The organism is Luteimonas saliphila (genome assembly GCF_016774335.1).
In the GTDB taxonomy this organism is placed as follows: Bacteria; Pseudomonadota; Gammaproteobacteria; order Xanthomonadales; family Xanthomonadaceae; genus Luteimonas; species Luteimonas saliphila.
Genome location: NZ_JAETWA010000047.1, coordinates 342,355 through 356,194, shown reverse-complemented (window position 1 = coordinate 356,194; position 13,840 = coordinate 342,355). Strand labels below are relative to the sequence as shown.

General features: G+C 69.9%; 8 protein-coding genes. 5 read left to right on the top strand and 3 right to left on the bottom strand.

Features of this window, described 5'->3' with window-relative positions:
- The 5 genes from JMO03_RS19975 to JMO03_RS19955 all read left to right on the top strand — a co-directional run.
- A partial coding sequence (locus JMO03_RS19975) for an OmpA family protein (RefSeq protein ID WP_238346340.1) occupies nucleotides 1-2,610 on the top strand: 2,610 nt, incomplete at its 5' end.
- Nucleotides 2,611-2,624: 14 nt separating this feature from the next.
- On the top strand, nucleotides 2,625-6,290 hold the full coding sequence (locus tag JMO03_RS19970) for a TonB-dependent receptor (RefSeq protein WP_202845511.1): 3,666 nt from the start codon (nucleotides 2,625-2,627) through the stop codon (nucleotides 6,288-6,290).
- Nucleotides 6,290-8,239 (top strand): DUF11 domain-containing protein, encoded by a 1,950-nt coding sequence (locus tag JMO03_RS19965; RefSeq protein ID WP_202845510.1) that lies wholly within the window; start codon nucleotides 6,290-6,292, stop codon nucleotides 8,237-8,239. The genes JMO03_RS19970 and JMO03_RS19965 overlap by 1 nt, the downstream gene beginning before the upstream one ends.
- 394 nt (nucleotides 8,240-8,633) lie before the next feature.
- Complete coding sequence (rpoH, locus tag JMO03_RS19960) at nucleotides 8,634-9,512, top strand: RNA polymerase sigma factor RpoH (protein WP_425491867.1); 879 nt, start codon at nucleotides 8,634-8,636, stop codon at nucleotides 9,510-9,512.
- Between the two features lie 106 nt (nucleotides 9,513-9,618).
- Nucleotides 9,619-10,713 (top strand): helix-turn-helix domain-containing protein, encoded by a 1,095-nt coding sequence (locus JMO03_RS19955; RefSeq protein WP_202845508.1) that lies wholly within the window; start codon nucleotides 9,619-9,621, stop codon nucleotides 10,711-10,713.
- Here the strand turns inward: JMO03_RS19955 and JMO03_RS19950 are convergent.
- The 3 genes from JMO03_RS19950 to JMO03_RS19940 form a co-directional block, all read right to left on the bottom strand.
- Nucleotides 10,640-11,332 (bottom strand): DUF2306 domain-containing protein, encoded by a 693-nt coding sequence (locus JMO03_RS19950; protein ID WP_202845507.1) that lies wholly within the window; start codon nucleotides 11,330-11,332, stop codon nucleotides 10,640-10,642. The two genes, JMO03_RS19955 and JMO03_RS19950, sit on opposite strands and share 74 nt — an antisense overlap.
- Nucleotides 11,333-11,487: 155 nt before the next feature.
- Nucleotides 11,488-12,297 carry a zinc transporter ZupT gene (gene zupT, locus JMO03_RS19945; protein ID WP_202845506.1) on the bottom strand — a complete coding sequence of 270 codons (810 nt, stop codon included), beginning with the start codon at nucleotides 12,295-12,297 and terminating at the stop codon, nucleotides 11,488-11,490.
- A gap of 79 nt (nucleotides 12,298-12,376) precedes the next feature.
- A complete protein-coding gene (locus tag JMO03_RS19940) occupies nucleotides 12,377-13,654 on the bottom strand; it encodes an NAD(P)/FAD-dependent oxidoreductase (RefSeq protein WP_202845505.1) in 1,278 nt (425 codons plus the stop codon).
- Nucleotides 13,655-13,840 lie beyond the last annotated feature (186 nt).

Sequence of the window (13,840 nt, the reverse complement as noted above, 5' to 3'; positions counted from 1 at the left end):
GCGCTGACCTACACCGCGACCGTGGACGCCGACGCGACCGGCACGCTGGGCAACGTGGTGACGGCGAGCAACCCGCCCGGTGGCGATCCGGATCCGGAGTGCACCACGTGTGCGACCGAGCACGACGTGATCGCGCCGGTGGTCACCGTGACCAAGTCCTCCAACCCGGGCAGCGACACCCCGGTGCGTGCGGGCGATGTCATCACCTACACCCTGCAGGCGACGGTCGAACGTTCGGCGACGCGCGAGGTGCTGACCCTGGTCGACACCCTGGGCGAGGGCCTGAGCTTCGGCGAAGTCATCGATGCGGGCGCGTTCGCCTGCTCGGGCTCGCTGACCTGCACGCTGCCGGCGGGCACGCTGCCGGGTAACTACGCGCTGACCTACACGGCGACGGTGAATGCCGATGCCACCGTCCTCGTGAGCAACGTGGTCGCCGCCAGCGGCGGCACCGGCACCGGTGGCCAGCCGCCGACGTGCGGCAGCTGCAGCACCCGGCATCCGCTGGTCGAGCCGCGGGTGGTCATCGCCAAGCACGCGACGCCCGGCGAGGACCAGGAGGTCCGCGTGGGCGACGTCATCGAGTACACGCTGACGGCGACGGTGGAGAATTCCGCCACGCGCGCTGACGTGCGACTGGTCGACACCCCGGGGCCGGGGCTCGCGCTGGGCGCGCTGCCCGCGGGCTGCGCCGCGCAGGGCGCCACCGTGGTCTGCACGCTGCCCACGGGGACCGTGCCCGGGGTTTACACCTTCACCTACCCGGCCACGGTCACGGCGGAGGCGAGCGGCAGCGTCGAGAACGTGGTGGTCGGCGAATCCACCGACGTCGAGCCCGAATGCACCGTTTGCGAGACCCGGCACGAGCTGTCCGACGACGCGCTGCTGCGAATCGTCAAGGCCGTCGCCGTGCGCAACGTCGCGATCGGCGACCTGGTTCGCTACACGCTGACGGTCGAGAACATCGGCGCGGTCAACATCACCGGCACCACCCTCGTCGACACCCCGCCGGACGGCTTCAGCTACGTCGAGGGTTCGATGGCGGTGACCGACCGCGATGGCGCCTTCACCCTGGAGGGCCGGCATCCGCTGCGCATCGGCGGACTCGATATCGACGCCGGCGGACAGGCGACCATCGTCTACCTGCTGCGCGTGGGCGCGGGCGTGCGCGCCGGCATGCACGTCAACGAGGCGGTCGCGGTCGACGGGACGAACACGCCGATCTCGAACGTCGCGACCGCGCAGGTCGCGCTCGACAACGATCCACTTCTCGACGACAGCCTGGTCTTCGGCACGGTCTTCGACGACCGCGATGGTGACGGCTGGCAGGATCGCGCGGATCTGGGCGACGTACGCGTGCAGGGCGGTTTCGCGCCCGCGGCCTACATCGCCGGTTCCACCACGATCGACCGAGGCGACGGCCCGCAGCCGGTGGCCGACGCCAGCGCGCCGCTGCTGCATGGCATCGACGTGGGCGCGATCGCGGCGCGGCAGTCCGAAGCCGATCCGGTGGAGGCGCGCCAGGTGGTGATCCGCCAGCGCCTGCGCTCGGCCGATTTCACCGGCGATTTCGTGCTGACCAGCGCCCAGGGCGCGACCCTGCGCATGGATGCCGCCGGCAACACCATGCTCGAACGCAGCGGCGAGGCGGCGAAGGGATTGAACGCGGCCGAGCCGACGGTCGAGCGCGTAGTGTCCGCTGTGGAAGGCGGGTTCGACGTCGCCTACGTGGTCTCCAACGCGGGTATCGACGAGCGCGGCATTCCCGGCGTGCGCATCGCGTCGGTGGAGGGCGTGCTGATCGAGACCGACCAGTACGGCCGCTACCACCTGGCCGACGTGCATGGCGGCGACTGGGGCCATGGCCGCAACTTCATCCTCAAGGTCGATCCGGTCACGCTGCCGCCGGGCACGCCGTTCACCACCGCCAATCCGCTGGTGCGGCGCGTGACCCCGGGTCTGCCGGTGCGCTTCGACTTCGGCGTGCAACTGCCGGTGCAGGTGCTGCCGGGCGGCGAACGCCGGGTGGAACTGGAACTGGGCGAGGTGATCTTCACGCCCGGCAGCGCCGAGGTGCGCGAGGCCTACCTGCCTGCGATCGCGCGGATGGCCGCACAGGTCGAGCGCCATCGCGGCGGCGAGGTGGTGATCACCGCCGACGGCGACAGCGAGGGCCTGGCCTTCGCCCGCGCGGCCGCGGTGCGCGATGCGCTGCAGACGCAGGTGGGCGGCGAGGCACAGGCTGGACTGAGCGTGGTCCTGCGTACGCGCGTCGAAGACCCGCACAGCCTGATCGCGGGCGTGGATGCCGGCGGCGCATTGCTGGGCACGGTGCTGTTCGACACCGACCAGTCGCGGATCCGGCTCGAGTTCGAAGGCCTGCTCGACGCGGTCGCAAGACGGCTCGAACAGCTTGGCGGCGGCGTGGTGGCGATCGTCGGGCACACCGACGTCCGCGGCTCGCACGCCTACAACGCCGCGCTCGGATTGCGACGCGCCAGCGCGGTGCAACAGGCACTCGCGCAGCGGTTGAGTCCGGAGGTCCGCGCGAAGGTGCGGGTCGAGGCAAGCAGCGATCCGGCGGCCCCCGTCGGCACGGAACGCAGGTAAGGGGGATCCGGACCATGAAGATGAAATTGCTCGACACCGCCCTGATCGGCATCCTCGCCGGCATCAGCGCCAGCGCCTCGGCGCAGCAGGCCACGCCGGCGACGGCCGCGATCGAATGCGGCGAAGAAGACTGCAGCGACGACAGCGGCGAGCTGGTGTTCCGCGTGCGCACGCGCAGCTACGACCAGCCGGTCACCAGCGGGACCGACGCGCAGTCGTCCTCCGCGGCGTTGCAGCCGGACCGCCGCGTGTCGGTCGCACTCGATCAGCCGGGTCGCGCGGTGGCGCGCGGCACGTTCTCGGTGCAGTTGCCGGGCGGAGGGGCACTCTGGGCCACGGAAGATCCCGACCTGGGCATGCCGGAACTGAGCATCACCGCGCCGTCGATGGTCGCCTTCGACGCGGGGCGGATCGTCGAGCCGGTGCGCCTGTTCGTGCGCAGCAACTACACCGCCTTCGTCGACCGCTACGAGCTGCGGATCTACCGCGGCAACGACGGCGACCTGGTATCGCCGGTGGCGAGCATCGACCTGCCGGTCGAGGCCGCCGTGCAGAGCGAATGGAACGGCGAGCTGCCCGCGGACCTGCGCCTGCGCGCCGGGGACGAACTGGTCTATGTACTGCGCGCTTTCGACGCGCAAGGCAACTTCGACGAAACCTCGCCGCGCAAGCTGCAGCTGGTGCGTCCGGACGAGGTCGAGCGCGCCCGCGGCCAGGTGCGCGAGAGCGTGGAGCGTTCGCTCGGCACCGCGCTGACCGGCGACCAGGCGCTGACGCAGCAACTCGTGGAGGACGCGTTCGCCGGCAATGGCTTGCGCCAGCAGAACATCCCGATCTACGGCTCGCGCGTGCGCGTGCAGGGCCGCAACCTGCCAGAAGGCCGTTCGCTGCGGATCAACGGCGAGTCTTATCCGGTCGACCTGGAACGCAAGTTCGTCGCCGAGTACCTCGTGCCGGTCGGCCAGCACCGGTTCGAGATCGGCCTCGATGGCCAGGACGGCGTGGCGCCGATCGTGCACGCGCTCGACGTCGAGGTCAGCGGCCGCTACTTCTTCGGCGTGGCGATGGCCGACGTCACCGTCTACCAGAACGACGCCAGCGGGCCCGGCCAGTCGCTGGCGCTGGCCGGGCGCGAGGACGACATCCTCAGCGACGGCCGCCTGGCGTTCTACGGCAAGGCCAAGCTGGGGGGGAAGTACCTGGTCACCGCCCAGGCCGACACCCAGAACCGCCCGCTCGAGGACCTGTTCGACGGCTTCACCTCGGCCGATCCGCAGGACGTGTTTCGGCGCCTCGATCCCGACCTGTACTACCCCACCTACGGCGACGATTCCCGCGTGTGGCGCGACGTCGACACCATGGGCCGGTTCTACCTGCGCGTGGACTGGGACAAGAACGAGGCGCTGTGGGGCAACTTCGCCACCGGCTTCACCGGAACCGAATACGGCCAGTACTCGCGTGCGCTGTACGGCGCCGCGCTGAACTGGCGTTCGCGCATGGCCAACGCCTGGGGCGACCCGGTGACGCAGCTGCGCGCATTCGCCTCCGAGGCGCAGACCGCGCCCGGCCACAGCGAGTTCATCGGTACCGGCGGCAGCCTGTACTACCTGCGGCATACCGACGTGCTGCCCGGCTCCGACCGCGTGGTGCTGGAAGTGCGCGACCGCACCACCGGCCGCGTCGAGCAGCGCGTGGAGCTGCTGCGCGGCGCCGACTACGAGATCGACGAGCTGCAGGGCCGTGTGCTGCTGACCCGCCCGCTCGCGCAGATCACCCTGCAGAACCTGCCGTCGCTGACCCGCGACGCGCCGCTGGACGGGTTCGAGCAGCGGCTGATCGTCGACTACGAGTGGGTGCCCAACGACTTCGACGCCGACGACGTGACCGCCGGCGTGCGCGGCAAGCACTGGTTCGGCGACCATCTCGGCATCGGGGTGACCCACGTCGACGAGAATCGCGCCGGCGAGGACTACACGCTGACCTCGGCCGACGTCACGCTGCAGGCTGGCAAGGGCACCTACCTCAAGCTCGAGCACGCGCGCACCGAATCCACCAGTGCGCCGGTGTTCTTCTCCGACAACGGCGGCCTGAGCTTCACGCGCCTCAACCCGACCGGTCCGCGCGAAGGCGAGGCCACCGCGATCGAGGCGCGCGCCAACTTCCAGGAACTGGGCTGGAGCGAACAGCCCTGGAGCGCAGGCGCATGGTGGCGCCAGGTCGACGCCGGCTACTCGATCTCGCGCTTCGATACCGGCGCCGAGGTCGAGGAGTACGGGGCCGAAGTGCTGGGCGAGTTCACCCCGAACCTCGGCGTGTACGCGCGCTACAGCCGCGCCGAGCGCGCCGGCGACGCGCTGACCCAGGCCCAGGCCCGGGCCGAATGGCGGATCGGCGATTTCGACGCGCTGGCGTTCGAACTGCGCCGGGTCGAGGAGACGCGCGGCACGCTCGATGCCGCCGGCTTGCTCGGCGCCGCGCGCTACACCCGCCGCTTCGGCACCGCGCTCGACGTCTACGGCACCGCGCAGCTGACCCTGGACGACGACGGCGGCGCCTACGCCGACAACGACGCGTTCACCCTCGGCGGCCGCTACAACTTCGCCAATCTCTCCACCCTGGGCGGCGAACTGACCACCGGCGACCGCGGCGACGCGGCGCAGGTCAACGGCGAGTGGCGGCGTTCGGCGCAGCAGAGCTTCTACGGAAGCTACACGTACTCGACCGACCGCAGCGACTACGACCCGCTGTTCAATCCCAACGCGCGCAACGGCTGGACGCTGGGCCAGCGCTGGCGGCTGTCGAACCAGGTCAACGTGTTCAACGAGAGCCAGTTCCTGAAAAACCGGCGCGAGAGCGGGCTGGCGCACACCTTCGGGCTGGATTTCTATCCGGCCCAGGGCTGGAACGTCGGCTTCACCCTGAGCGACGGCGAGCTGACCAACGCCAGCGGCGGCGAAATCGACCGCCGCGCGATCAGCGTCGCCGGCGGCCGCACCTCCACCGACACCAGCTGGCAGAGCAAGCTAGAGTGGCGCGAGGACAGCGGTGCCGAGCGCGTCACCCAGTGGGTCAGCACCCATCGCCTGACCCACAAGCTCAACGAGAGCTGGCGCATCGCCGCGCGCTTCAACTACGCCGACACCCAGGACGATCTCGACCCGGCCGCCAGCGCGAAGTTCATCGAAGGCAACTTCGGCTTCGCCTTCCGCCCCTGGAACAGCACGCGGTGGGGCCTGTTCGGCCGCTACACCTACCTCTACGACCTGGCGACGCTGGGCCAGATGGGCGGCGCGCAGTACGACCAGCGGACCCAGGTGCTGTCGATGGAGGGCGTGTACCGCCACGACCAGCGCTGGGAGTTCGCCGGCAAGCTCGCGCGACGCGAAGGCGAGGCGCGCTTCGGCCGTGGCACCGGCGACTGGTTCGACTCGGCGACCACCTTCGCCGCCGGGCAGGTCCGCTACGAGCTGCTGCATCGCTGGCACGCGATGGCCGAGTACCGCTGGCTGGACGTGGACGACGGCGGCACCCGGCAGGGCTGGATGGCCGGCATCGACCGCGACATCGGCCGTAACTTCCGTATCGGCGCCGGCTACAACTTCACCGATTTCAGCGACGACCTGACCGAGTTCGATTACGACCACAAGGGCTGGTTCGTCAATTTCGTGGGTAGCTACTGATGAAAGTCTCGAGCAGGATCCCGTTCGCTTCCCGCTGCCGCGCGAGCTTCCCCGCCCTGTTGCTCGCGGCGGTCGGGCTGAGCCTGTGCAGCCTGCCCGCGCAGGCGCAGCGAGCATTCGCCCAGCGCTACGCGACGATCGCCAACGGTGACATCGCCGGCATCGGCAACATCAACATGCACTGCGATCCCGCCGCAGGCACTGCGGGGCAGCAGGCGGCGTGCGTGGCTTCGCGTACCCATACGGATGGAAGCGGCGGCCTCAACAACAATTCCACTGGCGTCAGCATGGTCCATCACGACGTGGATGGCGATCCGGCGACATTCAACTCCAGCAGCGCCACGCTGGACCTTCCACCGGGTTCGATGGTCCTGTTCGCCGGGCTGTACTGGAGCGGGCAGGCCTCTCCGACCACGCCCGGGCGCGACAGCGTGCGGTTCGCGGGGCCGGGCGGCGGCTATTCCACCGTCACCGCCAACCAGTTCGACTCGCTGGTCGGTCAGGAGCCCAGCCATCCCGACTACCAGGGGTTCGCCGACGTGACCGCGCAGGTAGCGGCCGCCGGCAACGGTGTGTACACCGTCGCCGACATCGCCACCAGCCGCAACGCGACCAACAATACCTGGGCCGGCTGGTCCCTGGTGGTGGCCTACCGGAACAACAGCATGCCTACGCGCAGCCTGAGCGTGTTCGACGGTTGGCTGAGGGCCGACGGAGTCAATCCGATCCTCGACCTCAGCGTCGGCCCCTTCGTCACGCCGCCGACGGGGCCGGTGAACTCCACGCTGGGCGTGTTGACCTGGGACGGCGACCGCGCCAGCAACGATCACGCCTCGCTCCCGGGCCTGTCCTTCGGAACCAGCGCGGCCACCCTCAACCCGGTGTCCAACGGCATCAATCCGGTCAACAATTTCTGGAACAGTACCGTCAGCGTGAATGGCGCCCACGTCACCGCGGGTCGCACGCCGGACTACAGCAACACTCTGGGCATGGACCTGGATTTCCAGCCGCCGGACGTGCAGCTGCCCAACGGCGCCACCTCCGCGGCCATCCGCCTGCGGGGCAGCAGCAGCGAAGTCATGGACATCGGCATGGTCAGCCTGGCTACGGACGTGTTCGCTCCCGACCTGGTCAGCTCCATCGTCAAGGACGTGACGGACGACAACGGTGGCGATGTCGAGCCCGGCGACGTGCTCACGTACACGATCAGTTTCGACAACAGCGGACAGGATGGCGCGACCAACGTGCTGGTGACCGACCCCGTTCCGGCCGGCACCACCTATGTGCCCGGCAGCCTGGTGATCCTGACCAACAATACCGACGATGGCGGCGCCACCAACGGCGGCCCCACCGGGGCGATGAGCGATGCCGCCGACGGCGACCAGGCCGAATTCGCGGGCGGCAGCGTGGTCTTTCGCCTGGGCGAAGACGATAGCGCGTTCGACGGAGGCACCGGTCCGGGCAACGGCGGGCTGATTTCCGCCGGCCATGCGGCGTCGTTCCGGTTCCAGGTGACCGTCGACGCCGACGTGGCGCCTGGCGCCACCATCACCAACACGGCCGGCGTGACCCACAACGCGCAGACGATTCCCGATTTCGACGCTTCCGGCAGCGCCTCCGCTTCGGTGACGGTGACGGACGAAGCCGACCTATCGATCATCAAGGAGGTGACGCCGAACTCTGCCCGGATCGGCGACGAGGTCACCTATGTGCTCCAGGTGGGCAATGCAGGCCCGCTGGCCGCCGACGGCGCGATCGTGAGCGATCCCGCGGTCACCGGCCTGGACTGTAGCGCTGCGGTCATCGCTTGCAGCGCCACGGGCGACGCGGAATGCCCGGTTACCCCGACCATCGCGGGCCTGCAGGGGGCCGGACTGGTGATCCCGGTGTTGCCGGTGGGCGGCGGCGTGCGGATCGAGTTCGCTTGCGAGGTGACTGCGACCCCCTGAGGCGCTGGCCTAAGCCGGCGCAGCGCATCGGGCCGGCGGCGCAGGGTTCCCATGCCGGCGTCCAGACGCAGGGACAGGGCGCGGCCGTCCGCATACGCACCGGAAGCTCCGAACCGGGTGGTCGGCGCTGCGCCCCGGCGCCGACACCGCACCCGCGACTTGCCACGCAGCGGGACAGGTGGAATGTTGCAAGTGATTGATGCATAAGTTAATTTATTGAGTCGCCGGTGAGGGGTGGTTCCAGGTGGACGATTGCGCGCAGCGAATCGCCACGGTTCCAGCGGCGGTCTCCCCAGCTGGCGAGCGGTTGTTCCACCAGTGCAATGCTGGGAACTTCCTGGCCCCTTAGCAGTCAGATATGCCGACTGCTAAACTCACCACCATGAAGACCCCCATGACCCAAGCCCTCGTTGCCAACAACCTGCCGGTTCCCAGCTTCACCGGGCTGACTCCGCTCGGTTCGCTGGAAGCCTACATCGGCGCGGTCCACCAGATCCCGGTGCTCTCGGTCGACGACGAGCAGGCGCTCGCGCGCCGCTTCCGCGACGAAGAGGACCTCGACGCCGCGCGCGAGCTGGTGCATTCGCACCTGCGCTTCGTGGTCCACGTCGCCCGTGGCTACAGCGGCTACGGCCTGCAGCTCGGCGACCTGATCCAGGAAGGCAACATCGGCCTGATGAAGGCGGTCAAGCGCTTCGACCCCGACATCGGCGTGCGCCTGGTGAGCTTCGCGGTGCACTGGATCCGCGCCGAGATGCACGAGTTCATCCTCAAGAACTGGCGCATCGTCAAGGTCGCCACCACCAAGGCGCAGCGCAAGCTGTTCTTCAACCTGCGCAAGAGCAAGACCCGACTCGGCTGGTTGAACGCCGCGGAAGTCAGCGCGGTGGCGAAGGACCTCAACGTGTCCGAGCGCGAGGTACTGGAGATGGAGTCGCGCCTGTCGGGCCGCGACATCGGCTTCGATGCACCGTCCGACGAGGACGACGAGCACGCGCCGCCGTCGCCGTCGGCGTACCTGATCGCGCACGACGAGGATCCGGCGCAGGCCTACGAACGCGGCGACAGCGCCGACAACCGGCTGGAGCTGCTGCGCGCCGGACTGGCCCGCCTGGACGAGCGTTCGCGCGACATCATCAAGCGCCGCTGGCTCGATCCCGACAGCAAGCTCACGCTGCAGGAACTGGCCGACGAGTACGGCGTGTCGGCCGAGCGCATCCGCCAGGTCGAGGCCAACGCGCTGAAGAAGATGAAGGCGCTGTTCGCGGCCTGACCAGCGCGTTGCGCACGACCACGAGAAGCCCGGCCCCGCGGCCGGGCTTTTTCGTGGCCGCTGCTACCCTGTGCGGCCCGGCGTCCACAGGCCCACTTCGCACGCAATGAAATTCTGGATCGTCGTCTACGCGATCGGCGCTGCACAAGCCGCGATGCTCGCGCTCGCGCTGTGGCGCCGGCCGATGAATGTGCCGGCCAACCGGGTGCTGGCGTTCTGGTTGGGCGTGATCGCGGCCGACCTGGCGATCAAGGCCTCGCACCTGGCCTGGCCGGACTCGGGTGTCGACGGCGCGTTCACGGTCGCGCGCCTGCTGCCGTTCGCCTATGCCCCGCTGTTCTTCCTCTACGTGCGTGCGCTGGTGGGCGGACGCGATCCGGGATGGCGGGCCCTGCTGCATGGAATCTGGCTGCTGCTGGCGCTGGGATGGGCAATGGGGCGCTGCCTTGCCGACACCGCCCTGCCGGCCGCCGGCGACTGGCACCAGCGCTGGTTCGATCCGCTGCTGTTCTCCGTCGCGTTCGCCTACCTTGCGGCCGCGGCACTGGAGATCCGGCGCTATCGCCGCTGGCTGCGCGCGCGGCGCTCGGATGCCGACCGGCTCTCGCTGCGCTGGCTGGCGGCGCTGGCGGGGTGCCAGTTCGTCATCTGGGGCATCGCCGCGCTGCATGCGCTCGCCGACATGCCGGGGGTCGATTACTTCATGATCTATGGCGCCGTCGCCGGCTGGGTCTGCGTCGCGGGGTGGTTCAGCCTCGGGCAGCCGCCCGTCACCGAACCGCTGCCGGCGCTGCCATCGGCCCGGGAGCCTGCCCAGGCGCCGGCCGACGGCGACGATCCGCGTGTCGACGACGTCGCGGCGCGCCTGTCGGCTTTGATGTCCGGACAGGCGATGTACCGCGAACCGGCACTGACCATCGCCCAGCTCGCGCGCCGCAGCGGCTATCCCGAGTACCTGGTCTCGATGGTGATCAACCGCCGCCTCGGCGGCAACTTCTGGGAGTACGTGAACCGGCACCGGATCGAGGCGGTCCGCGACCGCCTCGGCGATCCCGGCGACGGCCGCAGCATCCTCGAGATCGCCTACGACGCCGGATTCACCTCGAAGTCGACGTTCAACACAGCCTTCAAGCGGATGGTCGGGGAGACGCCAAGCGCCTACCGGCGCCGTCATGCGGGCGGGCGGTCGCTGCCGTCCTGAACCACCCGCGGTCAGCCATGCGCAGCAGCCCGGCGCAGATCGCGAGGTTGAGCAACCAGCTCGCCCAGGCCGCGGTGACGTAGACCGGCATGAACGGCAGTTGCAGCACGCCGGCGCCGACCGCGAGCATCAGCCGCAAGGTCACCGCGCCCGCGGTCAGGGCCACGCTGTAGGCGATCCAGCGCCGGTGTCGGGCGATGTCGCCCGCGACCGCGAGCCGGATGCCGTTGGCCGTGATCGCGAGCCACATCAGCGACAGCAGGCCGAAACCCAGCCGGCTGGGCCAGCCGCCCTGCGCGTGCTGGGCGAGCGACAAGCCGGACAGGCCCCCGACCAGGATTGCGGCGGCCGAGAGCCAGCCGCCGATGCGATGCAGGGTCGGCCAGCGCCGGCGTACGCGGCCCGCCAGCTGCAGCGGCACCAGCAACAGCGCCAGCCCCGCGCCGAAGAAGTGCGCCGGCACGTCCAGGCCGGACACCGCGAACTGCTGCGCGAAGGGATCCCCGGTGCGGTAGGCCAAGTACAGATAGGCGAAGGCGTAGGCCGCTGTGGCCACGCAGGCGAGCGAGAACACGATCAGCGCCGCGCGCGCCGCGAAGATGCCGAGCCGGGCCCGCATGGGGCGTCCTCCACCGGAAAAGTGCCCGGCAAGATGCGCGGTGGGCGGAGGGCGGTCGTCCCGATCGGCCGGTTCGAACGCGTGCGACGCGGCCGGACGACCGGATCCGCCGATCCGGAGGCGTGATCAGCCCGCCGACGGCAGCGCTGCGCGGCCTACCACTTGAACAGCACCAGGCTGATCGCCAGCGCGGCCATGCCGGTGACCAGGCCGTACACGGTCTCGTGGCCCTTGGCGTAGCGCTTGGCGGCAGGCAGCAGTTCGTCGAGCGCCAGGAACACCATCACCCCGGCGATGAAGCCGAACACCCCGCCGAACACCGCGTCCGACAGATAGGGCCGCAGCAGCACGTAACCGATGATCGCGCCGATCGGCTCGGCCAGGCCGGACAGCAGGCAGGCGACGAAGGCGTAGGCCTTGTTGTTGGTGGCGAAGTACACCGGCACCGCGATCGCGATGCCTTCGGGGATGTTGTGGATCGCGATCGCGAACGCCAGCGGCATGCCGACCGCCGGATCCTCGAGGGTGGCGAAGAACGTCGCCAGGCCTTCCGGAAAGTTGTGCGCGGTGATCGCGATCGCGGTCAGCAGGCCGACGCGTTTGACGTAGTCGCGGTTGTGCTGGCGGAAATAGGGATCGTCGACCTCGAGCCGTTCGTGCGGGTTGGGCACGAGCCGGTCGATGGTGACGATCAGCAGCACGCCGGCGAGGAACGACAGCGTGCCCCAGGTGAATCCCATCCGGTCGCCGTAGGCCAGCGTGTACGACGCGACCGACTTGTTGAGGATCTCGGCGAGCGAGACGTAGACCATCGCGCCGCCGGCGAACGCGAGGCCGAACGCGAGCAGCCTCGCATTGGGCTTCTTCGAGGCGAAGACCAGCAGGCTGCCCAGTCCCGTCGCCAGTCCTGCGCCGGTGGTCACCGCGAGCGCGATCAGCAGGTTCTGCAGCGGGATCTCGGTCATGCGGACGGCGTTCCGGGGGACGCGCCATCCTAGCCGAAGCAAGGCACGCGCAGACGTGCGCACTCACGCGTGGAGATCGTTACTTTGTATCGGAACGATCGTCGCCGCCGAGGATGATCCGGGCCGCGCGCTGGTGGGTCCAGTACGCCACCGACCAGTTGAGCAGCACCACGCTGCGGTTGCGGAAACCGACCAGGAAGAACAGGTGCGCCAGCAGCCAGAACCACCAGGCCAGCATCCCGGAGAACCGCCAGGCGCCGAGGTCGACCACCGCGGCCATGCGGCCGATGGTGGCGAGGTTGCCGTAGTCGCGATAGCGGAAGGGCGCGCCCTCGCGTCCGTCCAGCCGCGCCCGGATCGTGCGTGCGACATGGCGGCCCATCTGCTTGGCCGCCGGCGCCACGCCCGGCACCGGCTTGCCGTCGGCCCGGTCGACCGCGGCGAGGTCGCCGGCCACGAAGATGCACGGGTGCCCCGGCACCGAGAGATCCGGTTGCACCCGTACCCGCCCGGCGCGGTCGAGCGGCACCCCCAGGCATTGCGCCAGCGGCGAGGCCGCGACACCGGCGGCCCAGACCACGGTCCGGGCGCGCACGAACTCGTCGCCGCGACGGTAGCCCTCGGCGGTGATCTCCTCCACCGGCACGCCGGTATGGACTTCGACGCCGAGCTTCTCGAGTTGCGTGCGTGCCTTGCACGACAGGTCGTCCGGGAACGAGGCCAGCACCCGCGGTCCGGCTTCCACCAGCCGCACCCGGGCACGCGCCGGATCGATGTTGCGGAACTCGCCCTTGAGCGTGTGCCGTGCGATCTCGGACAGCGTGCCCGCCAGCTCGACCCCGGTGGGACCACCGCCGATGATCGCGAAGCTCAGCCAGGCGTCGCGTTCGTCGGGATCGGATTCCGACTCCGCGCGTTCGAAGGCGAGCAGCAGCTTGCGGCGCAGGTCGAGCGCGTCGTCGAGCGTCTTCAGCCCGGGCGCGTGCGCGGCCCACTCGTCGTTGCCGAAATAGTCGTGGGTGACGCCGCTGGCGAGCATCAGGTAGTCGAAATCCAGCAGCTGCCCGCCGGTGGCATCTTCGATCTCCACGCGGCGGGCGTCCGCATCGATGCGCGACACGGTCGCCATCCGCACCTCGACGTTCTCCTGCCGACGCAGGATCTGGCGCAGCGGCGCGGCGATGTCGGGCGCGGACAGGCCCGCCGTGGCCACCTGGTAGAGCAGCGGCTGGAACAGGTGGTGGTTGCCGCGGTCGAGCAGGGTGACGCGGACCGGCGCGTTCCGCAGCGCGCGGACGGCCCAGAGTCCGGCGAAGCCGCCGCCGACGATGACCACGTGGGGAAGCGGTGGCGTCATGTTGTCGATTCTAGGCGTGGGCGCCGCAAGGCCCCGTGGACGCGGCCAGCCGGGGCCACGACACCGTCGCGGGCTGTTCGCACTCCTGCAGCGATGGGCCGCGCCAGGCGGTTCCACCGCCCGCGGGTGACGGATGCCGGAGGCGGAGGAGACATGCCCGAGGCGCGGAGGCAACGCGCCGCGTCC